Below are 25,541 nucleotides of genomic sequence, written 5' to 3'. Positions count from 1 at the left end.
AGCGGGCAGCCAGGACCGGCGGGCAATCAGCCCCCTTGGAGAACCAGGACCCTCGGCACACGGGTGCCGGTTAATCTGTGCGCATGCCTCGCTACGAGTACCGCTGCCGCAGCTGCGGCGACACCTTCGAACTGAGCCGTCCGATGGCCGAGTCCTCGGCTCCGGCCGCCTGCCCCGCCGGCCACGACGACACGGTGAAGCTGCTGTCGACGGTCGCGGTCGGCGGCTCGGCCTCCGCACCGGCACCGTCGTCGGGCGGCGGTGGCGGTGGCGGTGGCGGGGGTTGCTGCGGTGGCGGCTGCTGCGGCTGAGACCGGCGTTCTCTCCCGTCCCGTCGGACTCCTTCCGCTCCCGTCGGGTCGTTTCGGCTCCGTCAGCTGCCCAGGTAGCGCAGCACGGCCAGCACCCTGCGTGAATACCCCTCACCTCCTGTCAGCTCCAGCTTTTCGAAGATCGCGTTGGTGTGCTTCTCCACCGCGCTCTGCGAGATGTGCAGCCGGCGCGCGATCGCGGCGTTGGTGTGGCCCTGCGCCATCTCGGCCAGCACGTCCCGCTCCCGCGCGGTGAGCCGGGCGAGCAGGTCGGTGTGTGTAGTGCGGCCGAGCAGCTGACGGACCACCTCCGGGTCGAACGCGGCGCGTCCGGCGGCGACCCGCTCCAGCGCGTCCAGGAACTCGTCGATCTGGACCACCCGGTCCTTGAGCAGATAGCCGACCCCTTCCGTGTCTCCGGTGAGCAGCTCGGTCGCGTACCGCTTCTCCACGTACTGCGAGAGCACCAGCACGCCGACGTCCGGCCACCGCGCGCGTATCTCCAAGGCGGCGCGCAGGCCCTCGTCCGTGTGCGTGGGCGGCATCCGGACGTCGGCGACGACCACGTCCGGCGGGTCCTCGGCGACCGCCTTCAGCAACAGCTCGGCGTTGCCGACCGCCGCAAGGACCTGGTGGCCCTCCTCCGCCAGCAGCCGCACCAGCCCCTCCCTCAGCAGGGTCGAGTCCTCGGCGAGGATCAGCCGCATGGCAACTCCGCGGCCACGAGGGTCGGTCCTCCCGGCGGGCTGACCACGCTGAGGCTGCCGTCGAGGGCGGCGACGCGCCGGGCGAGTCCGAACAGTCCGCTCCCCGCGGCGTTCGCCCCGCCGCAGCCGTCGTCCCGCACGCTCACGTACATCCGTTCCTCCTCCGCTGTGACCGCGACGCTTATACGGGTCGGCGCCGCGTGCTTGACCGCGTTCGTGACCGCCTCGCAGACCACGAAGTACGCGACGGTCGCGACGGCCTGCTCGGGCTCCTCGGCGAGGTCGTACTCCACCCCCACCGGTACGGACGCCCGCTCGGCCACCGTCTCCAGGGCCGCGCGCAGCCCCGCCTCGTCCAGCGTGGTCGGGTAGATCCGCCAGGCCACCTCGCGCAGCTCGTCCAGGGCACGGCGGCTCTCGTCGTGGGCCTGGCCCAGCAGCCGGTCCCGGCGGTCGGCGTCCTGACTGCGGCGGGCCCGGCCGAGCAGCATGCCGAGGGCGACGAGGCGCTGCTGCACACCGTCGTGCAGGTCCCGCTCGATGCGGCGCCGCTCGTCGTTCACCGCGTCGACGACCGCGGCGCGGCTGGCGGACAGCTCGGCGATCCGCCGCTCCAGCTCCTCCTGGTGGCGAGGGCCGAGGAAATGCCGCGCCAGCTGCCCCTCCAGTCCGGCCACGCCGAATATTCCCTGCACGGCGAGGAACACGAGGAACAAGCCGCCCAGACTGCCCAGGACCAGTGAACCGGGGTTGCGTATGCCGTCCAGCAGGAGCCAGCCGTACAGCCCGAACGTGCCGTACGCCAGGCCGATGGCGGCCGTCAGCATCACGACCCCGCCCAGGACGCCCAGGGTCCAGCGGCAGGCGATGTACCGCAGCGCCCGCACGTCCTCGTACGCGGGGGTGACGTGCAGGTCGAGCCATATCCGCAGCCGGGCCCGCTCCAGCTCCGCCAGTGTCCGCGCGCCCGCGAGGACCGGGCGCAGTACGGCACGGCGCCCGTCCGGCCAGGCCGCCACCGGGAGCAGGGCCACGCCGGCCAGCAGGGCGAAGAGCAGCTCGACGGCGGCCGCGGCGGTCCCCATGATGAGGCCCACCCCGCACCGCACTGCACGTCGCGCCATGTTTCGCATGATCGCGAGGCTAGCCGGGCGCGTTGGCCGCGCACACTGCGGAAAACCGCAATTCCCGACTGCGGGGTACCGCAGCCGATCGTGCGGTCTTCCTCAGGGTCCCTTCAGCCGCGATTTTCTAGCGTGGTCGTCATGACAGCCATCGCAGCGCAGCCTGCCGCGGACAGCGGTGCGGCACCGCAGTGGATCAACGACCTCATGGACGCCCTCGGTGCCCCCGGCGCCGGTCTCGCCATCGCTCTGGAGAATCTCTTTCCTCCCCTGCCGAGCGAGGTGATCCTGCCGCTCGCCGGGTTCGCGGCGAGCTCCGGCCGGATGAACCTGATCGCCGTCCTGCTGTGGACGACCGCGGGTTCGGTGATCGGCGCGCTCGCCCTGTACGGGATCGGTGCCCTGCTCGGCCGGGACCGCACGGTGGCGATAGCGGCGAAGCTGCCGCTGGTGAAGGTGTCCGACATAGAGAAGACGGAGGCGTGGTTCCTCCGGCACGGGACCAAGGCCGTGTTCTTCGGCCGGATGATCCCCATCTTCCGCAGTCTGATCTCCGTGCCGGCGGGCGTGGAGCGGATGCGGTTGCCCGTCTTCCTCGCCCTGACGACGCTGGGCAGCGCGATCTGGAACACCGTGTTCGTACTCGCGGGCTACGCGCTGGGCGACAACTGGTCGAAGGTCTCGGGCATCGCCTCCACCTACTCGAAGGTGATCCTCGCGGCGGTCGCCCTGGCGCTGGTGGTCTTCGTCGGCATGCGTCTGCTGCGGCCGGGCGCCGGTCACCGGCGGCGGGGGCGCGGCGACGACGGGCGGCGGGACATACGGCCGCCGGCCGACGACGACGGCCACCCCGGCACCGGCGGTGGTGCCGGGGACCCGGACGGCGGGTTCAGCGAGCCGGGCCCGCCGCACGGAGGAACTCGCGGAGAATCCGCTCACCGGCCAGGACGCCGCGCTCGGGCAAGGCGCTGATCGTCGGAGCCGTCCAACCGGAGTCGGCCAGTTCGCCGTGGCCCGGGCGCCAGCCGCGGTCGGCGGCGAGGAGCAGGTCGGCGTCGAGGAGCGAGTCGCCGGCGGCGAGGATGAGTTCGGCTCCGGTGCGGCGGGCGACCTCGTGCACGGCGGCGCTCTTGGTGAGCGGTTTGGGGACGGCGTAGATCTTGCGGCCCTGGAGGGACACGGTCCAGCCGCGGTTCTCGGCCCACACGGCGAGTTCCTTCACCCAGTCCTGGGGCAGCAGGTCGCGTTCGACGACCAGGTAGGCGAAGAGGTCCTCGGCGACCCGGTGCTTGCGCACCCACAGCGGGTCGGCGGTGTTCGTCAGGTGGTCGCGGACCTCGGCCAGCGAGGCGCATTCGTCGGCCAGCCGTGCGGTCACCCGGGCGTGCCAGCCGGGGTCGGAGACGCCGTCGACCAGGAGGTGGCCGCCGTTGGCGCAGATCGCGTACTTCGGCGGCGGGCCGGGGAGGTTGATCCGCTGGTACTGCTTGCGGGTCCGGGTGGTGGTGGGCACGAAGAGGGCCGAGTCGCCGAGGTCGGTCAGCAGGTGGGCGGCCGTCTCGGTCAGGTAGGAGAGGGGTCTGCTCTCGTAGACCTCCACGCACAGCAGGCGGGGCGCTCTCAGGTCGGGCATGGTCAGTCCGAGGGCGGCCGCGGAGTAGATGAGCGTGCGGTCGAGGTCGCTGGCGACGAGCACCGGCATCAGAGCGTCACCGCCTTGCCGTCGGCGCCGGTGGCGCCCCGCGTGTACTGGGGGTGGATCAGTCCGACGCAGGTGTACGGGAGGTCGGCGACCTCCTCCACGGGTACGCCCCGCTGTTCGGCCAGCAGGCGGACGTGGTCCAGGTCGGCGCCGGCACCGGCCCGGGCCAGCACCTTCCACGGGACGCGGCGGAGCATCACCCGCGTGGTCTCGCCGACGCCGGGCTTGACGAGGTTGACGTCGTGGATGCCGTATTCCTCGCTGATGCGCTCGACGGCGGCCCAGCCCTCCCAGGTGGGGGTGCGGTCGGCGGAGAGGAGGTCCTTCGCCTGGGCGTCGACCGTTTCCGTGACCTCGGGGAAGCGGGCGGAGACGGCATCGAGGAAGTCCGGTGACAGGTCGGCGCCGGCGAGTTCGCGGTAGAACTTCGCGCCGTGGAAGTCGTGCGGGCCGACCAGGTCGGCGCGGAGCACGGTGCGGGATATCAGTCCGGAGACGGTGGAGTTGAGGCAGGCGGAGGGGATGAGGAAGTCGTCGCGGGTGCCGTAGGTGCGCACGCAGGAGCCGGGGTCGGCCAGGACGGCGATCTCCGGGTCGAAACCGGTGATGCCGTCGGAGATCTCGAACGCGCGCAGGGCGGCGGCGAGTTCGCGGGTGATGGCGCCCTTGCCGGTCCAGCCGTCGACGAAGACGACATCGGCGGGGTCGTGATGGTCGGCCAGCCAGCGCAGCGCGTTGGCGTCGATGCCGCGGCCCCGGACGATCGACACGGCGTAGTGAGGGAGGTCGAGACCATGGCGGAACTGCGCCCAGCGGCGCATCAGCACACCGATCGGGGTGCCCGCGCGGGCGAGGGAGACCAGGACGGGGCGGGGCGACCGTTCGGCGAGGACGATCTCGGTGACGGCGCCGACGGCACGCGCCAGCCGCGCGGCGGACGTCTCCAGCGCCGCGTGGAACAGCTGCTGGTACTGCTCGCTGGGCTGGTACTCCACGGGCAGCGACTCCGCGTAGTGCGCGCCGCCGCTCTGGATCGCCTCCTCGCGCTCCTCGGTCGGCGCCTCCAGCGTCACGTCCGAGAGGTCCTGGAGCAGCCAGCCGACCTCGTCCCGCGCGTACGAGGAGAAGTCGGGGCCGCGCAGGGGCTCGGGCAGCATGGAGGGCCTTTCGGGGGCGTGCGGGGCGGTCGGCACGTAGGACGGGACGACCGCGAGCAGGACATGGGGGACGTGGGCGGCGAGCCGGGCCGGCAGCCCGTCCGGGGCGTGCAGCGCGGGGGTGTCGGCGGCCGAGTCGACCACGGCGACGACGGCGTCGAAGCCGTTGCCCGCGACGTTGTAGGCGTAGCGCTCGCCGGGACCGTCGGCCGGGTCGTCGTGCGCGGGGAAGACCAGGCGGGTGCGTATGGCGTAGCCGGGGTCGTCGACGGCGAGGACGGGAGAGCGGGTGGTGGTGGAGTAGCGCACGGCGACGTCGCCGCCGACGGTCTGCTCCAGCGCGTGGGCCAGACGGAGGGGGGCGTACATGAGTTCCTCGAAGCCGAGGACGAGGACCCGGCGGGCCCCGGCGGGCAGCGCCTCGGCGATCCGCGCCGCCATGGCGGGCAGGGCGGCCTCCAGCCGGGCCCGGTGGGCCGCCGTGAAGCCGTGCCGTCCGCCGTCGGGCACGTCGTGGGGCCAGTGCAGCTCCAGGCGCCGGACGGTTCCGGACGCCGCCGCGGCCGAGGTGCGGCCGGTCGGGTCGGTGATCGGGTCCGTCGTCGGGTCCGTGGCCGCCGTCTCGTGGCGGGCGACCAGTCCCTGGCCCTTCTCCAGTACGCCCGGGGGCAGCCGGACGGTGCCGGAGGCGGTGGTCACCAGGTCCACGCGGGCGCCGATCTCCCGGGCGAAGTCGTCCAGCCGGCCGGCGTCCGCGGGCGAGCGCATGTCGACCAGGGCCACCACGACGTAGTGCTTGCGGGGATAGCGCTCGTGCAGGGCGCGGACGGTGTTGAGCACCGTGTTGCCGGTGGAGAACTCGTCGTCGACGAGGACCAGTGGCCCGTCCCCGGCCAGCAGCGCGGGGTCTTCCGGCAGCAGGAGGTGGGAGGTCGCGTGCGAGTGGGACTCCTCGAAGCCGCCCGCCCGGGCGACTCCGGTGACCGGACGGCGGGTGGAGTGCAGATAGGGGGCGGGGCCCAGCCCGTCGGCGACGGAGTGGCCGAGTCCGGTGGCGGTCTCCGCGTAGCCGAGGACGACCGCGCGCTCGGCGGCCTCGGCGCCGAGCAGGGCGCGGACGCGGCGGCCGAGGGCGACGCCGTGGCCGTAGACGACGGAGGGGGACTGCGGGACGTGCTTGCCGAGCACGTTGGAGACGAGCAGGTGCGCCCTCTTGGGGTTGCGGCGCAGGGCGAGCCCGAGCAGGCCGGTCAGCGCCTCGTCGCCGGTGAGTTCGACGCCGAGCCGCTCGGCGACCCAGCTGCCGGACCAGGTTCCGGCGCGCTCTTCGGCGTGCCCGTCGGCGTGCGCCCTGTCGGTCATGTACTCGTGCCTCCCGTTGTCCGCCGCGGCACGGGCCCCGGCGTCGGTCATGGATCGCTTGCGTCCGGTCGCCCGGCGTTCAGTCGGACAGGCCGGCGGCGAGCAGTTCCACGAAGCCGATGTCCTCGTTCGCCACCCCGAAGACCTCGGCGCGCAGCAGGGTCCGCTCGGCCCAGGCGCGGTGGGGCTTCACCTCGTTCATCTTGTTCGTGTAGGCCGACCGCATCACGCCTCCGCCGCCTCGCTCGGGCCGCAGGATGTCCTGGGCGTCACTGAACTCCTCGTGGCTGACCACGGACAGTGCGTGCACGGGGAGCACGTGCGAGGGGTGGATGCAGGTCTTGCCCAGCAGGCCGTTGGCCCGGTCCAGGGAGATCTCGCGCAGCAGGCCGTCCATGGAGTGCTCGATGAGCTTCTGGCGCAGCTCGACGGCCTGCCCCTCGAGGAAGGGGCTCTGCCGCAGTTGCGGTTTGAACATCCTCTCCTGGACGCGGAAGTACTCCCACACGGGGCCGGTCACCGTGAACCCGGTGCCGTCGGCGCGGGCGAGCATGTTGACCACGTCGGCGATCACGGAGGCCACGATCTGGACGTCGTAGGCGGTCATGTCGGGGCCTCGGCGCAGCCCGTAGGAGGAGCAGAAGTCGGTCACGCCGAGCCGCAGGGCGAGCACCCGGTCCCGGTACTTGTCGACCGCGCGGAAGATGCCCTCCAGCGTCTGCACCCGGGACTCGCGGTACAGCAGGTCCGGGGATTCGAGCACGGGCATGGCGAAGAGCCTGCGTCCGCTGCCGGCCTCGGCGGTGGCGAGCGCCTCCAGGAAGGGCATGCCGCGTTCCTCGGTGAACTTCGGCAGCACGAATCCGGACAGCAGCCGGACGGCGGGGCCGAGGCGCCGTACGAGGTCGGGGATCTGTTCGGGGGTGCGGACCCGGATGAACAGCAGGGGGACATCGGCGTCGGAACGTTTTTCCAGGTCCGTGAGCTGACGGACGAGGTTCTCCTCGCCGACGGGTACGTCGGCGTCGTCGATCGAGTCCTCCAGGCACAGCACCATCGACACCAGTCCGCGCGCACCCTGCTTCAGGATGTCGTCGGCGAGGCTCGGTCGGGTGGCCGGGCTGTAGAGCGTGGCGCCCAGGGCCGCGGACAGCAGCCTGGCCGGCGAGTCCGCCGTGAAGGAGCAGGGCTCCTGGTGAAAGAGACGCTTCCGTACATCAGGGGCTATCTGTCCGAAATGACGCATTTAAACTCCCCCGTGATGTCTGGGCGACCTGGAATCGTCGAAAGGTGGCCGGTAATAGTACGTAGGTATCCATGTCGGAGGTTCCCACCGGGCATGAATTCCAGGTAACCCGGCCGTGTCGTCGACGGCGACCCGAGGCGGGCGGACACGGGCCGAGTACCCGCCCCGCGTTGTCGTGAGCAGGACCGAGAGGGCAGGATGACGGCATGACGCACGCGATGCTGAAGGGGTCGAACGTCCCGCTGCAAGCCACCACGGTACGCGCCGTGCTGCGCTGGACTCCTGGGCAGGGGGTCCCCGACGTCGACGCCTCCGCGCTGCTGCTGGGGCCGGACGACCGCGTGCGTTCCGACGAGGACTTCGTCTTCTACAACCAGCCACGGCACCCCTCCGGTCAGGTCTGGCGGCTCGGCAAGAAGCGCGTCGCCGAGGGCCTGACCGACACCATCCAGACGGACCTGTCCGGTGTCGAGCCCTCCGTGGGCCGGATCCTGCTGGTCGCTTCGGCGGACGGCGTGCCCTTCGAACACGTCCGGTCCCTGCGCATCCTGCTGCACGACGCGGCGGCCGACGCGGAACCGTTGGCGTACTTCGACGTCACCCCGGAGACCGGCCAGGAGACGGCGCTGATCTGCGGCGAGCTGTACCGGCGCGGGGAGGGCTGGAAGTTCCGGGCGCTGGGCGAGGGCTACTCCAACGGGCTCAAGGGCCTGGCGACCGACTTCGGCATCTCGGTGGACGAGTCGGAGGGGGCGGACGACCCCATGTCGGCCCCTCGGCCCGAACAGACCCCGGCGGCCCCCGCCGCGCAGGTCGTCGGACCCGACCATCCGACGGCCGTGCAGCCCCTCCCGGAGACCTCGCGGCCGCTGCCGCCGGAGCAGCCCACCGGCGTACCGGCGCAGCCCACGTACGGCTATCCGCAGCAGCCGCCGACGGCCCCGCCCGCCTACGGCTATCCCCAGCCGGACGCCGGCCGGCCCGGGTACGGGTATCCGCAGGCGCCCGCGGCGGCCGGGGTCACCGGGGCGCAGTCCGGCTACGGCTATCCGCAGCCGGTCACCGGGGCACCCGATCCGGACTTCCGGCTGCCCCCGCAGGGGCCGCAGTTCCTCGGCCGGTAACCACCACGGGCCCCGCCCCGCCCCGGGAGGCCGGGGCGGTTCGGGCCGGGCTCAGCGCTCCGCCTTGCTCTTGTGCCCCCGGCCCCATTGCAGGCCCCAGCCGTACAGCCGGTCCAGTTCGCCCTGGAAGCCGTAGACGAACTTCACCTCGCGGCGGACGATGATCTCGTCCTTGACGTTCTCGATCATCACCACCGCGCAGGACCGGGCCTGCGGATGGCGTTCGTCGAGGCCGATCTCGATGCGCGGACCGTTGCTCGGGTAGAGCGTGACGATGGCGTGGGTCCGGTCGAAGGCGGGGGTCTGGTCGTAGATGTAGGCGAAGAGCAGCAGGCGCTTGATGGCGTCCTTGTGGTCCAGGTTGATGTAGAGCGTCTCGCCGGAGGCCGAGCCGAAGCGGTCGTCGCCGCTGAGCTTGACGTACGGCGGGGCGTTGACGTCGCCCAGGAAGCCGCCGAGCGGCTGGACCACCCCGCGGGTGCCGTCCTGGAGTTCGTAGAGGCAGCCGAGGTCGAGGTCGACGTTGACCATGCTCTGGCTGTGGCCGACGACCTCGGGGGGCTTGAGCGCCTTGAAGGGGTGGCGCAGCAGGCTCTCCCGCTGGACGCCCGAGATGTCGGAGGTCCGCATCCGCCAGGAGAGGTTGACCCGGAGGTTGCCGGTCGCCGCGCCCTGCTTGGTCAGGGAGACCTGGCTGTGCCGTTTGGTCAGCTGTATGGAGTTGGTCGCCGCGCTGCCCGAGTCGAACTCGGACTCGCGGCCGCGCCACAGCCCGTCCAAGAAGCCCATTCCCGCCCCACCTTCACGTCACCGCCGACGGGGCGGCCCCGAGGAGTCGTCCTCGTCGGCCGCCCCGCTCAGAGCGTTCCTCGTCCGGGCCGGGTTCACACCAGGGGTGCGGGCGCACCGGGGGCGCGCCCCGGCCCGGGGATCAGGGGTTTCACACCCCGGAGGAGACCTCCGCCTTCGTCTTGTCGCCGTCTCCCCCGGCCGCCGCCAGTGCGCGGTTGCGGCGCACGGAGGAGAAGAAGGACCAGCCGATCAGGGCGACGCCGACCAGGCCGGTGATGATCTCGTGGATCTCGTACTGGATGGTGACCAGCAGGATCACGGCGAGGGCGCCGATGGCGTAGTGCGCGCCGTGCTCCAGGTAGACGTAGTCGTCGAGGGTGCCCTGGCGGACCAGGTAGACCGTGAGCGAACGCACGTACATGGCGCCGATGCCGAGGCCGAGGGCCATCAGGACGATGTCGTTGGTGATGGCGAAGGCGCCGATGACGCCGTCGAAGGAGAACGACGCGTCCAGGACCTCAAGGTAGAGGAACATGAAGAACGCGGCCTTGCCGGCCAGCTTGACGGCCGACTTGGGCTTGCCGGTGCGCGCGGCGGCCTCTTCCTCCTCGTGCTCCCGTTCCTCCTCCTCTTCGAGTTTGTCCTCGAAGTAGCCGGAGAGACCGCCGACGATCATGTAGGTGATCAGGCCCGCGATGCCCGCCAGCAGGACCGTCTCGGCCTTGTCGGCGTGGGCGCCGCCGTGCTGGTGGGCGTGGGCGCCGAAGGTGATGGCGGAGACCAGCAGCACGATCAGGGCGATGCAGACCGACAGCATGTCGACCTTGCCGAGCTTGGCCAGCGGGCGCTCCAGCCAGGCCAGCCACTTGATGTCCCGGTCCTCGAAGATGAAGTCGAGGAAGATCATCAGAAGGAACATGCCACCGAAGGCGGCGATCGACGGATGGGCGTCCGTCACCAGCTCCTGATAGCGGTCCTTGTCGGTGAGCGCGAGGTCGACGGCCTCGATCGGTCCGAGCTGGGCGCTGATCGCCACGATCACGACCGGGAAGACCAGGCGCATGCCGAACACGGCGATGAGGATGCCGATGGTGAGGAAGATCTTCTGCCAGAAGGCATTCATCTTCTTCAGGATCCCGGCGTTGACCACCGCGTTGTCGAAGGACAGCGAGATCTCCATGATGGAGAGGATCGCGACGATGCCGAAGGCGGTCCACCCCCCGTAGAAGACCGCCGCGACCAGGCCGAGCGCGGTGACCGCGAACGACCAGCCGAAGGTTTTCAGAAGCACTGGCTACCCAATCGTGTGTGTACGGGGCTCCCCCGCGCCGTACTCGGCTTTACGAAACGTTGACTCCGAAGTCTAGAGCGATGCCGCGAAGCCCCGACGCGTACCCCTGCCCCACTGCACGGAACTTCCACTCGCCCTGGTAGCGGTAGAGCTCGCCGAAGATCATCGCGGTCTCCGTGGAAGCGTCCTCGCTGAGGTCGTAGCGGGCCAGTTCCTGGCCGTCGGCCTGGTTGACGACCCGGATGAAGGCGTTGCTGACCTGGCCGAAGGTCTGGCCGCGCTCGTCGGCCATGTGGATCGAGACCGGGAAGACGATCTTGTCGCAGTGGGCCGGCACCTTGGAGAGGTCGACCAGCAGCGACTCGTCGTCACCGTCGCCCTCGCCGGTGAGGTTGTCACCGGTGTGCTCGATCGAGCCGTCCGGGCTCTTGAGCTGGTTGTAGAAGACGAACCACTCGTCGCCGAGCACCCGGCCGCTGCTGCACACGAGTGCGCTCGCGTCGAGGTCGAAGGGTGCTCCGGTGGTGGAACGCGCGTCCCAGCCGAGCCCGACCAGTACCTGTGTGAGGTTCGGTGCGGCCTTGGACAGGGAGACGTTGCCGCCCTTGGCAAGCGTGACGCCCATGGTGATGGTCCCTCCCCGGGTGATGGTTCCTGGTTTCCTGCGCGTCCGGCGCCGCACGTAAACCGTGCGGCGCCGGACGGGTCGGGACCGTGGCCCCGCCGGACGGTCGGGGCCTCGCCCCGGCCGTCCGGTCACTCAGTCGCTCAGACGTTCACGCCGAAGTCCTGGGCGATGCCGCGCAGGCCGGAGGCGTAGCCCTGGCCGATGGCGCGGAACTTCCACTCCGCGCCGTGGCGGTACAGCTCGCCGAAGACCATGGCGGTCTCCGTGGAGGCGTCCTCGCTCAGGTCGTAGCGGGCGATTTCGGCCTCGCCGGCCTGGTTGACGACGCGGATGAACGCGTTGCGGACCTGGCCGAAGGACTGCTGGCGGTTCTCGGCGTCGTAGATCGAGACCGGGAAGACGATCTTCTCGACGTCGGCCGGGACCCCGGCGAGGTTGATCTTGATCTGCTCGTCGTCGCCCTCGCCCTCACCGGTGAGGTTGTCGCCGGTGTGCTCGACCGAGCCGTCCGGGCTCTTCAGGTTGTTGAAGAAGACGAAGTGCGCGTCGCTGGCGACCTTGCCGGCGCTGTTCAGCAGCAGCGCGCTGGCGTCGAGGTCGAAGTCGGTACCGGTCGTGGTGCGGATGTCCCACCCCAGACCGACGATGACCGCGGTCAGGCCGGGGGCCTCCTTGGTCAGCGAAACGTTGCCGCCCTTGCTGAGGCTGACTCCCACGAGTCCTCCATTGGTGTCCAGGGGCGGGGCGCCCCGTAGTGCGTGGATATCGGATCAACGACTCGATCCTAGTGACGGGTTCCCGCGCCCCGCAGTCCCCGGAGCCGACGAATCACGTGGTGTCGGCCCGACGGACGCCGGTCACAGGGCGTCGAGCGCCTTCACGTACTCGGTCAGGTCGCGGGCGTCCGGCAGACCGTTGACCACGGTCCAGCGCACGACGCCCTCCTGGTCGATCACGAAGGTGCCGCGGACGGCGCAACCCTTGTCCTCGTCGAAGACGCCGTAGGCGCGCGAGACGTTGCCGTGCGGCCAGAAGTCGGACAGCAGCGGGTACTCCAGGCCCTCCTGCTCGGCGAAGACGCGCAGGGTGTGGATGGAGTCGTTGGAGACGGCGAGCACCTGGGTGTCACGGTCGGAGAACTGCGGCAGGTTGTCGCGCACCTCGCACAGCTCGCCGGTGCACACGCCGGTGAAGGCGAAGGGGTAGAAGAGCAGCACGACGTTCTTGCGGCCGCGGAACTCGGACAGCCGGACGGTCGCGCCGTGGTTGTCCTTGAGTTCGAAGTCGGGGGCCTTGTCGCCGACCTGGATCGCCATGTCCCGTTCGTCCCTTCCGCAGGAGGTTCTCCGTGAATGATGCGCTGGACACACCCTACGCAGGGACGGTCGCGGACCCGCGGACGGGCCGACAGCGGTCGCTGCCGGCCCGTCCGGGGTCCGGGGTGTCACGGAGCGGAGCCCGGCGGGCTACCGCTTGGACTTGGCGGCCTTGGGCGTCGCCAGCCGGCTGCCGCTCCAGTCCTTGCCGACGCTGACGCTCTTGGACGCCGTCAGTCCGGCGGTCGTCGAGGCTTCCGAGATGTCACTGGCCTCGACGTAACCGTCACGGCCGGTCTTCGGCGTGAGAAGGAGGATCGAGCCGCCCTCTTCGATGTACGTGGTGGCATCCACCAGCGCATCCGTCAGGTCGCCGTCGTCGTCACGGAACCACAGCACGACGGCATCGGCCACGTCCTCGTAGTCCTCGTCCACCAGCTCGCCCTCGACGGCGCCCTCAATGGCCTCGCGGAGCTCCTGGTCGACGTCGTCGTCGTAGCCGATCTCCTGGACCACCTGCCCGGGCTGGAAACCCAGCCTGGCGGCAGGGTTCGTCCGCTCCTCCGCGTGGTCCGCGGTCGCGCTCACGGGTTGCCTCCTGATCATGTTTCGGTAGATGTCTTCAGCCACGCGCGTGCGCGAAGCTTGGGCGTAGTCCACACGGGCGGGGCGGATCGCGCAAGTACCCGGCGTCCGGGACCGCCGAAACGGTGACGATCCCGGCCGTGTCGTCGCAACTCCAGCCATGCCGTCCAGCCCGAAGGTGACGTACACCACACCTATCTGCCCCGTTTGCGTATTTGGGAACCATGGGTGGGTACGAGACTCGAATGAACGTACCCCCGGCCCTCACGGGAGGACCGGTTACCCCACGGTACAGATGACGACGGCCCCCGCGAGGTACACGATGGGGAACCGGCGGGGGAACCGGCGCAGAAACCCGGAAAGAACCCGGAAACAAACCCCGGAAAACAACCGGAAAATCGGCCCTCTGACAGCGAAGGAACAGCGTGGCTTCCGCATCCGATCGCAGTGATCGCAGTCCGATCATCATTGGCGGCCTTCCGAGTCAGGTACCTGACTTCGATCCCGAGGAGACCCAGGAGTGGCTCGACTCCCTCGACGCCGCCGTCGACGAGCGCGGCCGGGAGCGTGCCCGGTACCTGATGCTGCGGCTGATCGAGCGGGCCCGCGAGAAGCGCGTGGCCGTGCCCGAGATGCGCAGCACGGACTACGTCAACACCATCCCGACCAAGAGCGAGCCGTTCTTCCCGGGCAACGAGGAGATCGAGCGCAAGATCCTCAACGCCACCCGCTGGAACGCGGCGGTGATGGTCTCGCGCGCGCAGCGGCCCGGCATCGGCGTCGGCGGTCACATCGCGACCTTCGCCTCCTCCGCCTCGCTGTACGACGTGGGCTTCAACCACTTCTTCCGGGGCAAGGACGAGGGCGACGGCGGCGACCAGGTCTTCTTCCAGGGACACGCCTCACCGGGCATCTACGCGCGCGCGTATCTGCTGGACCGGCTCAGCGAGGAGCACCTCGACGGCTTCCGCCAGGAGAAGTCCAGGGCGCCGCACGCGCTGTCCTCGTACCCGCATCCGCGGTCGATGCCGGACTTCTGGGAGTTCCCGACGGTCTCCATGGGCCTCGGCCCGATCGGCGCGATCTTCCAGGCCCGGATGAACCGCTACATGCACGCGCGCGGGATCGCGGACACCTCCGCGTCGCACGTGTGGGCCTTCCTCGGCGACGGCGAGATGGACGAGCCGGAGTCGCTGGGGCAGCTGTCCATCGCCGCCCGGGAGGGCCTGGACAACCTGACCTTCGTGGTCAACTGCAACCTCCAGCGCCTGGACGGCCCGGTGCGCGGCAACGGCAAGATCATCCAGGAGCTGGAGTCGATCTTCCGGGGGGCCGGCTGGAACGTGATCAAGCTGGTCTGGGACCGCACCTGGGACCCGCTGCTGGCCCAGGACCGCGACGGCGTCCTGGTCAACCGCATGAACACGACCCCGGACGGCCAGTTCCAGACGTACGCCACCGAGTCCGGGGCCTACATCCGCGACCACTTCTTCGGTGACGACCACCGGCTGCGCGCGATGGTCGAGAACATGACCGACGACCAGATCCTGCACCTGGGCCGTGGCGGCCACGACCACCGCAAGATCTACGCGGCGTACAAGGCGGCCCTCGAGCACAAGGGCCAGCCGACGGTCATCCTGGCCAAGACGATCAAGGGCTGGACGCTGGGCCCCAACTTCGAGGGCCGCAACGCCACGCACCAGATGAAGAAGCTGACGGTCGACGACCTCAAGCGCTTCCGCGACCGGCTGCACCTGCCGATCTCCGACAAGGAGCTGGAGTCCGGCCCGCCGCCGTACTACCACCCGGGCCGGGACACCGAGGAGATGCAGTACATGCACGACCGGCGCCGGGCCTGCGGCGGGTACGTGCCGACCCGGGTGGTCCGCGCGAAGCCGCTCCCCCTGCCGGACGACAAGACGTACGCGACCGTGAAGAAGGGCTCAGGTCAGCAGTCCATCGCGACGACCATGGCCTTTGTGCGGCTGCTGAAGGACCTCATGCGGGACAAGGAGATCGGCAAGCGGTTCGTGCTGATCGCGCCGGACGAGTACCGGACCTTCGGCATGGACTCGTTCTTCCCGAGCGCGAAGATCTACAACCCGCTCGGGCAGCAGTACGAGTCGGTGGACCGCGATCTGCTGCTCGCCTACAAGGAGGCGCCGAACGGGCAGATGCTGCACGACGGCATCTCCGAGGCCGGCTGCACGGCCTCGCTGATCGCGGCGGGCTCGGCGTACGCCACGCACGGCGAGCCGCTCATCCCGGTGTACGTCTTCTACTCGATGTTCGGTTTCCAGCGCACCGGCGACCAGTTCTGGCAGATGGGCGACCAGTTGGCGCGCGGTTTCGTACTGGGCGCGACCGCGGGCCGTACGACGCTGACCGGTGAGGGTCTCCAGCACGCGGACGGCCACTCGCAGTTGCTGGCCTCGACCAACCCGGCGTGCGTGGCGTACGACCCCGCCTTCGGGTTCGAGATCGCGCACATCGTCAAGGACGGGCTGCGCCGGATGTACGGCGGGGACGAGCGGCACCCGCACGGCGAGGACGTCTTCTACTACCTCACCGTCTACAACGAGCCCATCCGGCACCCGGCCGAGCCCGAGAACGTGGACGTCGAGGGCATCCTCAAGGGCGTGTACCGCTTCAGCGAGGGCACGGGCGGCTCGATCCCGGCGCAGATCATGGCGTCGGGCGTCGCGGTGCCGTGGGCCGTGGAGGCGCAGCGCATCCTCGCCGAGGAGTGGAACGTGCGTGCCGACGTCTGGTCGGCCACCTCCTGGAACGAGCTGCGGCGCGAGGCGGTGGCCTGCGAGGAGCACAACCTGCTGCACCCCGAGGAGGAGCAGCGGGTCCCGTACGTGACCCGCAAGCTGGCGGGCGCGCAGGGGCCGTTCGTGGCGGTGTCCGACTGGATGCGGTCGGTGCCGGACCAGATCGCGCGCTGGGTGCCGGGGACGTACCAGTCGCTGGGCGCGGACGGCTGGGGCTTCGCGGACACCCGGGGCGCGGCGCGGCGGTTCTTCCACATCGACGCGGAGTCGATCGTGGTGGGCGTGCTGAGCGAGCTGGCGCGGGAGGGGAAGGTCGACCGGTCGGCGCTGAAGCAGGCGATCGACCGGTACCGGCTGCTCGACGTGGCGGCGGCGGACCCGGGGGTGGCCGGCGGGGACGCGTAGGGCGTGCTGCCGGCCGCCGTGTCCCACGGCGGCCGGTGCCGTCCACGGCACATGGCTCACCCCCGTCCTCGAAGGGCGGGGGTGGGGAACATCCGGGCGACAGGTGATGCCGCCGTACGGTGCTAGAACACGCCGTAGCCCGGAGTCGTCGCTCCGATGAGCCCGATGAGTGCCAGGAGCGTGTCGATGGCGCCCAGGGCCAGGGCGACCACGGCCGGGACCGGGTGGGGCCCCGCCCAGCTGCGGCCCATCGCGAGCCAGCCGCAGACGATCGCCGCGGGACCGAGGACGATGCCCAGTGCGAAGAAGCCGGCGACCGCGCAGACGACGCCGACGATCGCGAGGGTCGCGCCGTCCGGCCCGGTCCGTGACCACGTCCGGCCACGTGAGCGGGGGTGCCTGCGCGATCCCTGTCCGAAGCTCGTCATCATCAACTCCCTGAACTCTTCGTGGAGTTCGGGTACCCCCGTGCGGCGTGTCATGCCTGCTTCGAACGTGCTGCCTGCGCGCCGCCCCCCTCCGGCGGCACGCCGCAGCCTCTCGTCCTCCATGCCCTGCGGAGGACTTGACCCACTGTGACCTGCGGTGTCCGGCGGAGGGGAGAGTTCGCGGGCCGCGTCACCCTGATGGACGAACCAGGGTGACGCGGCCGGGAACGCGCGGGCCCGTGGGCCTCAGGGGCGCGGCTCAGATGTGTCCGACGCCGGCGCCCGCCTCCGCGTTGTCGCCCCGCTTGGTGAGCAGGGCGACGAACACCGCCACGACCGCGACCCCGGCGGCGACGAGCGAGGCGAGGCTCATGCCGGAGATGAAGGTGTCGTGGGCGACGCCCGCGATCTTCTCGGCGACCTGGGCCGGAGTGCCCTCGGGTACCGGTGCGATGCCCTGCTGCACGGCCTGGCCCGTCAGCTCCTGCTGCGCCGGGGTGAGTTCGGGCAGGCCCGCGTCGGCCCAGTTGCCCGCCAGGTCGTTGTCGACCTTGGAAGCCATCACGGCGCCCAGGACCGCCGTGCCCAGGCTGCCGCCGATCTGCATCGCCGCCTGCTGGAGGCCCCCCGCGACACCCGACAGCTCCATGGGCGCGTTGCCCACGATGACCTCGGTGGCACCCACCATGACCGGCGCCAGACCGAGGCCGAGCAGCGCGAACCAGACGGACATCGCCAGGCTGCCGGTGTCCGTCTCCAGGGTGGACATGCCGTACATGGCGATCGCGGTGCACGCCATGCCGCCCACCAGCGGGATGCGGGGGCCGACCTTGGTGATCATCGCGCCGGCGAGCGGCGAGGCGACGATCATCATCGCCGTGAGCGGCAGCAGGTGCAGGCCGGCGTCGACCGGGCTCATGCCGTGCACGTTCTGGAGGTAGAAGGTGACGAAGAACAGGCCGCCCAGGAAGGCGATGGCCATCAGGACCATCAGGACCACACCGGCCGACAGCGGCACCGAGCGGAACATCGCCAGCGGGATCAGCGGCTCCCTCACCCTGGTCTCCCACGCGGCGAACAGGGCGAAGCCCACCACCGACCCGCCGATGTACAGCCAGGTCTGGCCGGAGCCCCAGCCCCACTCGGGTGCCTTGATGAGCGCCCAGACGAGAGCGAACATCGAGGCCGACAGCAGCACGATGCCGAGGATGTCGAAGGAGCGCGGCGCGTTCTCGGCCCGGTGGTCCAGCAGGATCAGCACGCCGAGCACCACGGCGAGGACACCGACCGGCACGTTGATGAAGAACACCGACTGCCAGCTGACGTGCTCGACCAGCACCCCGCCCAGGATCGGGCCGCCCGCGGTGGAGGCACCGATGACCATGCCCCAGATGCCGATGGCCATGTTGAGCTTCTCGGCCGGGAAGGTGGCCCGCAGCAGGCCGAGCGCGGCCGGCATCAGCAGCGCGCCGAACAGGCCCTGGAAGACCCGGAAGACGATGACCGTCGCGATGCTGTCGGACAGTCCGATGGCGCCGGAGGAGGCGGCGAAGCCCGCCACACCGATGAGGAAGGTCTGCCGGTGACCGAAGCGGTCACCGAGCTTGCCCGCGGTGATCAGGGAGACCGCGAGCGCGAGGAAGTAGGCGTTGGTGATCCATTGCAGCTCGGACCAGCTGGCGCCCAGGTCCTTGCCGATGGCCGGGTTGGCGATCGCCACGATGGTGCCGTCCAGGGCCACCATCATGACCCCGACCGCGACGGTGACGAGGGTGACCCACGGATGGCCGCGCCATCCCTTGGCGGGCGCTGAACCCGCCGGGGTGCCGCCACCCGGTCCCGGCTTGTCGACGGTGGTCTGACTAGTCATACCGCCGAGGCTAATGACAGTCGCTGACAGTTGACAAACCAATTCACGAGTCAGTAACTGACAGGACCTCCCCCGTATAGCCTGAACTGCGCAAACCGTATGAAGGAGAGAACTTTTGAAGGTGGCCGGCACACCGCCGCCCTCGGAGACCGCGGCACCCGCGGCTTCCCGCCCCGGCCTGCGTGAACTCAAGAAGCAGCGCACCCGGGACCTGCTGCTGCGCTCCGCCCTCGAACTGTTCACCGAGCGCGGTTACGAGGAGACGACCGTCGACGACATCGCCGAGGCCGCCGACGTCTCGCAGCGCACCTTCTTCCGCTACTTCGCCTCCAAGGAGGACGCGGCGTTCTTCGTGGCACGGCTCGCGGAGTCGCACTTCGTCGAGGCCGTGCTCGCCCGCCCGCCCGAGGAGGCGCCCCTGGACGCGCTGCGCCTGGCGCTCACGGAGAGCTGGGACACCATCGGCGAGGCGGTCGAGCAGCTGGTCCCGCTGGAGCTGCACATGCGCTTCTACCGGGTCATCGAGTCGACGCCCGCGCTGCTCGCCGCCCATCTGCGGCGCGCGACGGAGCTGGAGGAGCAGATCGCCCGCGTCGTCGCGGCCCGCGAGGGGCTCGACCTGGAGACGGACCCGCGGCCCCGGGTGGTCGTGGCCGTCTTCGGCGCGGTGATGCGGGTGACCGAACGGATCTGGTCGGCACGCGACGACGCCGGTCTGGCGGCCCTGCGGGACCTGACGGCCGCCTACCTCGACCAGGTGGCGCCCGCGCTCACCGGGGACTGGCAGCGCTCCGAAACGTGATCCGTGTCACTGGATTCACGCGAGACCGTCCCGTTCTCCTAGTGTGTCCTCCCAGTGACTTCCTTCGACACCTCCCCGCAGCTGAACGTCTGGCGCGCACTGCTCGCCCTGGCCGTGGTGTTCGTGATGCTGGCGACCACCGGCTGGACCGCCCTGCGCAACCAGCGGCACCCCACGGCACTCGAAGCGTCGGTCACGGCCTGGGAGCACGGCCGGATCGACGGACGGCGGCTGCCCGACGCCCAGGCGGCGCCGGCCCGGCTGGCCCGCTTCTTCGCCTCGCTCACCACAGGGCAGCGCACCAGCCTGGCCCACCGGTATCCGCTGGCCGTCGGCAACATGAACGGCGCCCCCGTCCGGCTGCGCTACCTCGCCAACCGCTCCGCGCTCCAGCAGGCGCGGTCGGTCGAGCGCGCCCGTATGCACGACGAGCACCTGTCCCCGGCCGGGCAGCGCGAGGCCGGCCGGCGGATGCGCAACTACGAGTCGCTGCTCGACCCCGGCCGGCACATCCTCGCCTTCGACCCGGCGGGCTCGGGCAAGGTCGCCGAGGTGTTCGGCGACCTGAACCGCGCCGACCGGGTGTCCGTGGTCGTGCCCGGCGTGGACACCGAGCTGCTCACCTTCCAGCGCACCGACCGCAAGAAGTACGCGGCGCCGGTCGGCATGGCCGAGTCGCTGTACGCGGCCGAGCGCGCGGCCGGGCCGCGCACCGACACGGCCGTGATCGCCTGGGCCGACTACACCTCCCCCAGCGGCCTCGGCATGGAGGCGGCCACCGCGAACCGCGCCGCGCACGGGGCCGTACGGCTGAACGCGCTGCTGCGCGCGCTGCCCGGCAAGGCCCCCGTATCCCTCTTCTGCCACAGCTACGGTTCGGTGGTGTGCGGCCTCGCCGCCGACCGGCTGCCCGGCCGGGTGAGCGACATAGCGGTGGCCGGCAGTCCCGGCATGCGTGCCGAGAACGCCTCCCGCCTGGACACCTCCGCCCGGGTGTGGGCGATGCGGGACGCCGACGACTGGATCCAGGACGTGCCGTATCTGGAGGTCGGCGGCCTCGGGCACGGCGCCGACCCGGTGTCCGCCGACTTCGGGGCGCGGGTGCTGTCCGCGCGGGACGCCCGGGGGCACGGCGGCTACTTCGTGCCCGGCACGGACAGCCTGCGGAACTTCGCGGGGATCGGGGTTGGCGCGTACCGCACGGTCTCCTGCGCCGCCGAAGACGACACATGCCGGGCGGATTTGTCCGCGGCGACGGCGGCCGGACGCGCGTAGAGGCGCAGAAACTCCGGTTTGCACGGGGAGGGGACGGGAAGGCTCGTGCCGCATACGATGAGCCGCATGGGTGACGTACTGGCCGGATTTCATGCCGCCTGGGAGTTCGAGTCCGACTCCGTGCTCATCCGTTACGAACGGGGGATTCGAACACCCAAGCTGTTCCAGGCCCTGGGGGAGCGTCGTGTGCCCCTGGAGGCGATCGAGGGCGTGACGCTCACACCCGGCAGGCGCGGCACCGTCGTGCTGCGCGTCGAACCGCGCGCGGGTGCCGATCCGCTGATCGAGGCGGCGGCCGGACAGCTGAAGGAGAGCGGCGACCCCTACCGGCTGGTGCTGCCCGCCGAACGGGAGACGCTCGCGGAGTACTACGCCGACGAGCTGCGGGGACTGCTGACCGAGTCCGGCAAGACCGAGCGCTACCTGGTGGCCGCGCCCGAGGCGCCCTTGCAGTTCAAGGCGTACGACGGGAAGGCGTCCTTCGACGGGAAGGCGGTGTCCTTCCGGTGGTCCTGGACGGGCGCGTCCTCGGCGAAGTGGAAGGCCGGCGACCAGAGCTTCCCGGTCGCCGGCCTGGGCGGGGTGGAGTGGCGCTCCCCCGAGCTGTTCGAGGGGTACCTGCGGCTGCTGCCGCGCGACATCGACGCCTCGGCCGGCGGTGCGGCGCCGGCCGTCCCGCAGGCGGACCAGGACCCGGCGGCGGTCGTGTTCGGGCTCGGGTACGGGCCGGTGCACGAGTCGCTGCCGTTCGCCGCGGCGGTGCTGGCGGCGGTGCGGGAACGGGGCGCGAGCACCCCGGTGCCGGTTCCGGTGCCGGCCCCCCGTCGTGACCCCGCGGACATCGCCGAGCGGATACGGCACCTGGGCGAGCTGCACCAGCAGGGGCTGGTGACGGACGAGGAGTTCTCTTCGAAGAAGGCGGAGTTGCTGGCGGAGCTTTAGCGTCTGCCGGGTTCTGTTTCGTTTTCCGGTGCGGCGCCGATGTGGCTGGTCGCGCCCGCGCGGCGGAGCCGCACATCGATGCAGCCCCGCGCCCTGGGGTGCTGTGCTACTCCCGGCCGGCTGACGTGAACGTCATGTCCGCGTAGCGGTCGCCCGCCACCTTCTCCGCGATCGGCTCCAGCGACGCCAGCTCGTCGTCCGTCAGGACGATCCCGGCCGCCGCCGTGTTCTCCGCCACCCGCGTCGGCTTCCGGGTGCCCGGGATCGGGACCACCGGGAGGCCGTGGACCCGGGCGCGCTGGTGGACCCAGGCCAGGGCGATCTGCCCGAGGGTGGCGTCGTGCGCCTCGGCCACGGCGCGGACCGGGGCGAGGAGCGCCGCGTTGGCCGCCGCGTTGTCGCCGGTGAAGCGGGGCTGCTGGCGCCGGAAGTCGTCGTCGGCCAGCCCGTCGGTACTGGTGACCGAGCCGGTGAGGAAGCCTCGGCCCAGCGGTGAGTACGGCACCAGGGCGACGCCCAGCTCGGCGGCGGCGGGCACCACGCCCGCTTCGATGTCCCGGCTGAACAGCGACCACTCCGACTGCACGGCCGCGATCGGGTGGACGGCGTGCGCCGCCCGCAGCTCCTCGGCGGTGACCTCGCTCAGGCCGAGATGCTTGACCTTGCCCTCCCGCACCAACTCGGCCATGGCGCCGACGGTCTCCTCGATCGGCACCTTCACGTCGCGCCGGTGCATGTAGTAGAGGTCGATCACGTCGACCCCGAGGCGTTCGAGGCTCGCCTCGACGCACTGGCGTACGTACGGCGGGTCGTTGCGGATCGTCCGCTTCGTCGGGTCGACGTGGTCCAGCGAGAGGGCGAACTTGGTCGCGAGCACGACCTCGTCGCGGTGCGCCCGCAGGAACGGCGCGAGGAACCGTTCGTTGTCGCCGAGCCCGTAGACGTCCGCCGTGTCGTACAGCGTCACGCCCAGCTCCAGCGCCCGTTCCAGGGTCGCCCGGGAGGCGTCGGCGTCCGCCGGTCCGTAGGCGAAGCTCATGCCCATGCAGCCGAGGCCCTGCGCGCCCACCTCCGGGCCGTCCGTGCCGAGCCGGGCCGTCGGCATGCTGCTGTCGGTCATCCGGTGCCCTCCGTGTCACGGGAACGTCCGGCGTCCCCGTAGAAACTGATCTTGCGGTCGAGTACGGCGACGGTGTCCTGGAGTTCGGCGATCCGCGTCAGTACGTCGCGCCGGGTGGACTCCAGCAGTTCCCGTCGGTCCAGGTAGGTGCTCTCGCCCTCGCGCACCAGCTCCGCGTACCGCACCATGTCGGCGACCGGCATGCCGGTCATGCGCAGTTTGCCGACGAAGTCGAGCCAGTCCAGGTCGCGGTTGCTGTAGCGGCGCTGCCCGGTGTGCGAGCGGTCGATGTGGGACATCAGGCCGATCCGCTCGTACCAGCGCAGCGTGTGGGCCGTCAGGCCGGTGAAGGCGACGACCTCGCTGATGGTGTAGCGGTCCTGCCCGTCGGGGCGCGGGTGGCGCCGGGGCGGGGCGGAGCAGATGTCCGTTCTCGTGGCGTTGCTGGTGGCGTTCGGACCGAGGGTCCCGGCCGTGGTCTGCATCACCGTCATGACCTCAACGCTATGACCTTGGAGTGCACTCCAAGCAAGCGCGTCCGGCGGGAAATCCACGGGACACGCGATCCGGCGGGTCGCTAGCGTGCGGGCATGAGCCTCGTACGCCGTGCCGTGGTCGAAGACGCGCAGGAAGTGCTCCGCCTGCGACAGGTGATGATCGATTCCATGGACCCCGGTGCTTCCACCGACTGGCAGGCGGAGTCCCTGCCCGCCCTGCGGACCAGACTGGCGGACCCGGACGGGAGCTTCGCGGCGTTCGTGGTCGACCACCCGGAGCGGCCGGACGCGCTGGCGGCGCTGGTGGTGGGGACGCTGGAGTACCGGATCGGCGGGCCGGGCCGTCCGGCGAACGGCCTGATCGGCTACGTCTTCAGCGTCGCCACCGACCCGGACGCCCGGCGCCGCGGGTACGCGCGCGCGTGCATGGACGAGCTGCTGGAGTGGTTCCGCGAGCGCGGCGCCGGGCACGTCATGCTCACGGCCTCCCCCGACGCCGAGCCCCTGTACGCGTCGATGGGCTTCACGCACGACGCGACCCCCTCGATGCGGCTGCACCTCTGAGCCGCTTAGGCTCGACGCCATGTCCTTGAACAGCCTCGCGTCGATCGAGAACTGGCCGGTCCCCACCGCGGCGGCGGGCGTCGTACGGGCCGACGGCACGGCCCTCGGCACCCACGGCCCCGTCGCGCACCGCTTCCCGCTCGCCTCGGTCACCAAGCCGCTGGCCGCCTACGCGGCGCTGGTGGCGTACGAGGAGGGCGCGATCGAGCTGGACGAGCCCGCCGGGCCGCCCGGGGCGACGGTCCGCCACCTGCTCGCGCACACCTCGGGGCTCGCCTTCGACGAGCACCGGGTGACCTCCGCGCCCGGGGAGCGCCGGCTGTACTCCAACGCCGGTTTCGAGCAGCTCGGCGACCACATCGCGAAGGCGGCGGACATGCCGTTCGCCGAGTACGCGCGGCAGGCGGTGCTGGAGCCGCTGGGCATGGCGCACACCTCGCTGGACGGCTCCCCGGCGAAGGACGGTGTCTCCACCGTCGAGGACCTGCTCCGCTTCGCCGCCGAGGTGCAGGCGCCCCGGCTGCTGGACCCGCGCACGGTCGCGGAGGCGATGACGGTCCAGTACCCGGGCACGAAGGGCGTCCTGCCGGGCTACGGCCACCAGAACCCCAACGACTGGGGCCTCGGCTTCGAGATCCGCGACGGCAAGTCCCCGCACTGGACCGGCGCCTCGTCCTCCCCGCGCGCCTTCGGCCACTTCGGCCAGTCCGGCACGTTCCTGTGGATCGACCCGGACGCCGCCCTGGCCTGCGTGGCCCTCACCGACCGCGCCTTCGGACCGTGGGCGGTCGAGGCGTGGCCGCCCTTCACGGACGCGGTGCTGGCCGAGGCACGGAGCCGGTCCTAGGCCATCTCCCACAGCAGCACCTCGGCCCGCGTCACCGCCACCGCCTCCACCCCTTCGGCGTCCGTGACGCGGGCCGCGTCGCCCGCGCCCAGTTCCGCGTCGCCGACGCGTACCTCGCCGCGCACGACGTGGACGTACAGGTACGCCCCGTCCGGCACCGCGGTCCGCTCCCCCGCGGCCAGGCGCCGCACGTGGAGCATCGCGCCCGCCTCCGGGACGGCGTACGGGGTGGAGTCGGCGATGCCGCGGACGATCTCGTAGCCGGGGTCGCCGCCGGGCTCGCGCGGGGCCAGCCACATCTGGACGAAGGTCAGCGGGACGGCGGCGTCGTTGCGTTCGACGTGGCGGACACCGCCCGCCGCGCTGAGGCGTTGCACGTCACCGGCGCGCACCACCGTCTCGTGGCCCGCGCTGTCGCGGTGGGTCAGCTCGCCCTCCACGACCCAGGTGACGATCTCGGTGTGGCTGTGCGGGTGCTCGTCGAAGCCGGCGCCGGGTGCGAGGCGCTCCTCGTTGCAGGCGAGCAGGGCGCCGAAGCGGAGGTTGTCGGGGTCGTAGTGGGGCCCGAAGGAGAAGGCGTGGCGGGAGACGATGCCCGCGGCCTCGTCGCCCCCGGGGTAGCGCTCGTCGGCGCGGCGTACGTCCATCACGTCGTTCACCGTAGCCCCG

At 71.1% G+C, this 25,541-nt stretch carries 25 protein-coding genes; 9 read left to right on the top strand and 16 right to left on the bottom strand.

The window, feature by feature from the left end; all coding sequences use genetic code 11:
* The first annotated feature begins 83 nt into the window (after nt 1-83).
* Nucleotides 84-311, top strand: coding sequence for a zinc ribbon domain-containing protein (locus tag ACIRGB_RS27045; protein WP_403870195.1), 228 nt, complete (start codon nt 84-86; stop codon nt 309-311).
* A 62-nt stretch (nt 312-373) separates the two neighbouring features.
* Here the strand turns inward: ACIRGB_RS27045 and ACIRGB_RS27040 are convergent, their stop codons facing one another.
* Both ACIRGB_RS27040 and ACIRGB_RS27035 read right to left on the bottom strand, forming a co-directional pair.
* On the bottom strand, nt 374-1,018 hold the full coding sequence (locus ACIRGB_RS27040; protein WP_403870193.1) for a response regulator: 645 nt from the start codon (nt 1,016-1,018) through the stop codon (nt 374-376).
* Nucleotides 1,009-2,151, bottom strand: coding sequence for a sensor histidine kinase (locus tag ACIRGB_RS27035; protein ID WP_403870190.1), 1,143 nt, complete (start codon nt 2,149-2,151; stop codon nt 1,009-1,011). The genes ACIRGB_RS27040 and ACIRGB_RS27035 overlap by 10 nt, the downstream gene beginning before the upstream one ends.
* A gap of 132 nt (nt 2,152-2,283) precedes the next feature.
* Here ACIRGB_RS27035 and ACIRGB_RS27030 point away from each other — a divergent pair, with 132 nt between their 5' ends.
* Nucleotides 2,284-3,114, top strand: coding sequence for a DedA family protein (locus ACIRGB_RS27030; RefSeq protein WP_403870187.1), 831 nt, complete (start codon nt 2,284-2,286; stop codon nt 3,112-3,114).
* Here the strand turns inward: ACIRGB_RS27030 and ACIRGB_RS27025 are convergent.
* The 3 genes from ACIRGB_RS27025 to ACIRGB_RS27015 form a co-directional block, all read right to left on the bottom strand.
* On the bottom strand, nt 3,032-3,844 hold the full coding sequence (locus tag ACIRGB_RS27025; protein ID WP_403870184.1) for an HAD family hydrolase: 813 nt from the start codon (nt 3,842-3,844) through the stop codon (nt 3,032-3,034). The two genes, ACIRGB_RS27030 and ACIRGB_RS27025, sit on opposite strands and share 83 nt — an antisense overlap.
* Nucleotides 3,844-6,363, bottom strand: coding sequence for a phosphoribosyltransferase (locus ACIRGB_RS27020; protein WP_403870181.1), 2,520 nt, complete (start codon nt 6,361-6,363; stop codon nt 3,844-3,846). Before ACIRGB_RS27020 ends, ACIRGB_RS27025 begins: the two co-directional genes overlap by 1 nt.
* A 79-nt stretch (nt 6,364-6,442) precedes the next feature.
* Complete coding sequence (locus ACIRGB_RS27015) at nt 6,443-7,609, bottom strand: HpcH/HpaI aldolase/citrate lyase family protein (protein WP_403870178.1); 1,167 nt, start codon at nt 7,607-7,609, stop codon at nt 6,443-6,445.
* 206 nt (nt 7,610-7,815) lie between these two features.
* Between ACIRGB_RS27015 and ACIRGB_RS27010 the strand changes: the two genes are divergently transcribed.
* Nucleotides 7,816-8,733, top strand: a complete 918-nt coding sequence (locus ACIRGB_RS27010) for a TerD family protein (RefSeq protein ID WP_403870175.1) — start codon at nt 7,816-7,818, stop codon at nt 8,731-8,733.
* Nucleotides 8,734-8,784: 51 nt separating this feature from the next.
* On the opposite strand, the gene ACIRGB_RS27005 is transcribed toward ACIRGB_RS27010, so the two are convergent.
* From ACIRGB_RS27005 to ACIRGB_RS26980, 6 genes are all read right to left on the bottom strand, one after another.
* The gene (locus ACIRGB_RS27005) at nt 8,785-9,522 is read right to left on the bottom strand and encodes a Tellurium resistance (protein ID WP_403870172.1); all 738 of its coding nucleotides are present in this window, start codon (nt 9,520-9,522) and stop codon (nt 8,785-8,787) included.
* A gap of 151 nt (nt 9,523-9,673) precedes the next feature.
* Nucleotides 9,674-10,816, bottom strand: a complete 1,143-nt coding sequence (locus tag ACIRGB_RS27000) for a DUF475 domain-containing protein (RefSeq protein ID WP_403870169.1) — start codon at nt 10,814-10,816, stop codon at nt 9,674-9,676.
* 49 nt (nt 10,817-10,865) lie between these two features.
* Nucleotides 10,866-11,441, bottom strand: a complete 576-nt coding sequence (locus ACIRGB_RS26995; protein ID WP_003976437.1) for a TerD family protein — start codon at nt 11,439-11,441, stop codon at nt 10,866-10,868.
* 143 nt (nt 11,442-11,584) lie between these two features.
* Nucleotides 11,585-12,160 (bottom strand): calcium homeostasis/redox stress adaptation protein, encoded by a 576-nt coding sequence (locus tag ACIRGB_RS26990; protein WP_403870166.1) that lies wholly within the window; start codon nt 12,158-12,160, stop codon nt 11,585-11,587.
* 141 nt (nt 12,161-12,301) lie between these two features.
* Nucleotides 12,302-12,760, bottom strand: a complete 459-nt coding sequence (locus ACIRGB_RS26985; protein WP_052842816.1) for a peroxiredoxin — start codon at nt 12,758-12,760, stop codon at nt 12,302-12,304.
* A gap of 150 nt (nt 12,761-12,910) precedes the next feature.
* A complete protein-coding gene (locus ACIRGB_RS26980) occupies nt 12,911-13,348 on the bottom strand; it encodes a DUF3052 domain-containing protein (protein ID WP_007449195.1) in 438 nt (145 codons plus the stop codon).
* Nucleotides 13,349-13,770: 422 nt separating this feature from the next.
* Here ACIRGB_RS26980 and aceE point away from each other — a divergent pair, with 422 nt between their 5' ends.
* A complete protein-coding gene (gene aceE / locus ACIRGB_RS26975; RefSeq protein ID WP_403870161.1) occupies nt 13,771-16,527 on the top strand; it encodes a pyruvate dehydrogenase (acetyl-transferring), homodimeric type in 2,757 nt (918 codons plus the stop codon).
* Between the two features lie 122 nt (nt 16,528-16,649).
* Here the strand turns inward: aceE and ACIRGB_RS26970 are convergent, their stop codons facing one another.
* The gene (locus ACIRGB_RS26970; protein WP_403870158.1) at nt 16,650-16,958 is read right to left on the bottom strand and encodes a small hydrophobic protein; all 309 of its coding nucleotides are present in this window, start codon (nt 16,956-16,958) and stop codon (nt 16,650-16,652) included.
* 256 nt (nt 16,959-17,214) lie between these two features.
* Nucleotides 17,215-18,825: an MFS transporter gene (locus ACIRGB_RS26965; protein WP_403870155.1), complete on the bottom strand. Its 1,611-nt coding sequence runs from the start codon at nt 18,823-18,825 to the stop codon at nt 17,215-17,217.
* A gap of 115 nt (nt 18,826-18,940) precedes the next feature.
* Here ACIRGB_RS26965 and ACIRGB_RS26960 point away from each other — a divergent pair, with 115 nt between their 5' ends.
* From ACIRGB_RS26960 to ACIRGB_RS26950, 3 genes are all read left to right on the top strand, one after another.
* A complete protein-coding gene (locus ACIRGB_RS26960; RefSeq protein WP_403870152.1) occupies nt 18,941-19,627 on the top strand; it encodes a TetR family transcriptional regulator in 687 nt (228 codons plus the stop codon).
* Between the two features lie 54 nt (nt 19,628-19,681).
* Nucleotides 19,682-20,902: an alpha/beta hydrolase family protein gene (locus ACIRGB_RS26955; protein WP_403870150.1), complete on the top strand. Its 1,221-nt coding sequence runs from the start codon at nt 19,682-19,684 to the stop codon at nt 20,900-20,902.
* A gap of 66 nt (nt 20,903-20,968) precedes the next feature.
* Complete coding sequence (locus ACIRGB_RS26950; RefSeq protein WP_403870148.1) at nt 20,969-21,844, top strand: DUF4429 domain-containing protein; 876 nt, start codon at nt 20,969-20,971, stop codon at nt 21,842-21,844.
* A gap of 106 nt (nt 21,845-21,950) precedes the next feature.
* On the opposite strand, the gene ACIRGB_RS26945 is transcribed toward ACIRGB_RS26950, so the two are convergent.
* Nucleotides 21,951-22,964, bottom strand: coding sequence for an aldo/keto reductase (locus ACIRGB_RS26945; protein WP_403870145.1), 1,014 nt, complete (start codon nt 22,962-22,964; stop codon nt 21,951-21,953).
* On the bottom strand, nt 22,961-23,458 hold the full coding sequence (locus ACIRGB_RS26940) for a MerR family transcriptional regulator (RefSeq protein ID WP_403870142.1): 498 nt from the start codon (nt 23,456-23,458) through the stop codon (nt 22,961-22,963). Before ACIRGB_RS26940 ends, ACIRGB_RS26945 begins: the two co-directional genes overlap by 4 nt.
* A 96-nt stretch (nt 23,459-23,554) precedes the next feature.
* On the opposite strand from ACIRGB_RS26940, the gene ACIRGB_RS26935 reads away from it, so the two are divergent.
* On the top strand, nt 23,555-24,025 hold the full coding sequence (locus tag ACIRGB_RS26935; RefSeq protein WP_403870140.1) for a GNAT family N-acetyltransferase: 471 nt from the start codon (nt 23,555-23,557) through the stop codon (nt 24,023-24,025).
* Nucleotides 24,026-24,044: 19 nt separating this feature from the next.
* Nucleotides 24,045-24,872 carry a serine hydrolase domain-containing protein gene (locus ACIRGB_RS26930; protein ID WP_403870137.1) on the top strand — a complete coding sequence of 276 codons (828 nt, stop codon included), beginning with the start codon at nt 24,045-24,047 and terminating at the stop codon, nt 24,870-24,872.
* On the opposite strand, the gene ACIRGB_RS26925 is transcribed toward ACIRGB_RS26930, so the two are convergent.
* Entirely contained in the window at nt 24,869-25,519 is a 651-nt protein-coding gene (locus tag ACIRGB_RS26925) for a pirin family protein (RefSeq protein WP_403870695.1), read from the bottom strand. The genes ACIRGB_RS26930 and ACIRGB_RS26925 overlap by 4 nt on opposite strands.
* Nucleotides 25,520-25,541 lie beyond the last annotated feature (22 nt).

It is taken from the genome of Streptomyces sp. NPDC102490 (assembly GCF_044765285.1).
GTDB lineage: Bacteria > Actinomycetota > Actinomycetes > Streptomycetales > Streptomycetaceae > Streptomyces.
The sequence above is the reverse complement of the archived record's forward strand: the minus strand, read 5'-3'. Positions and strand labels throughout refer to the sequence as shown.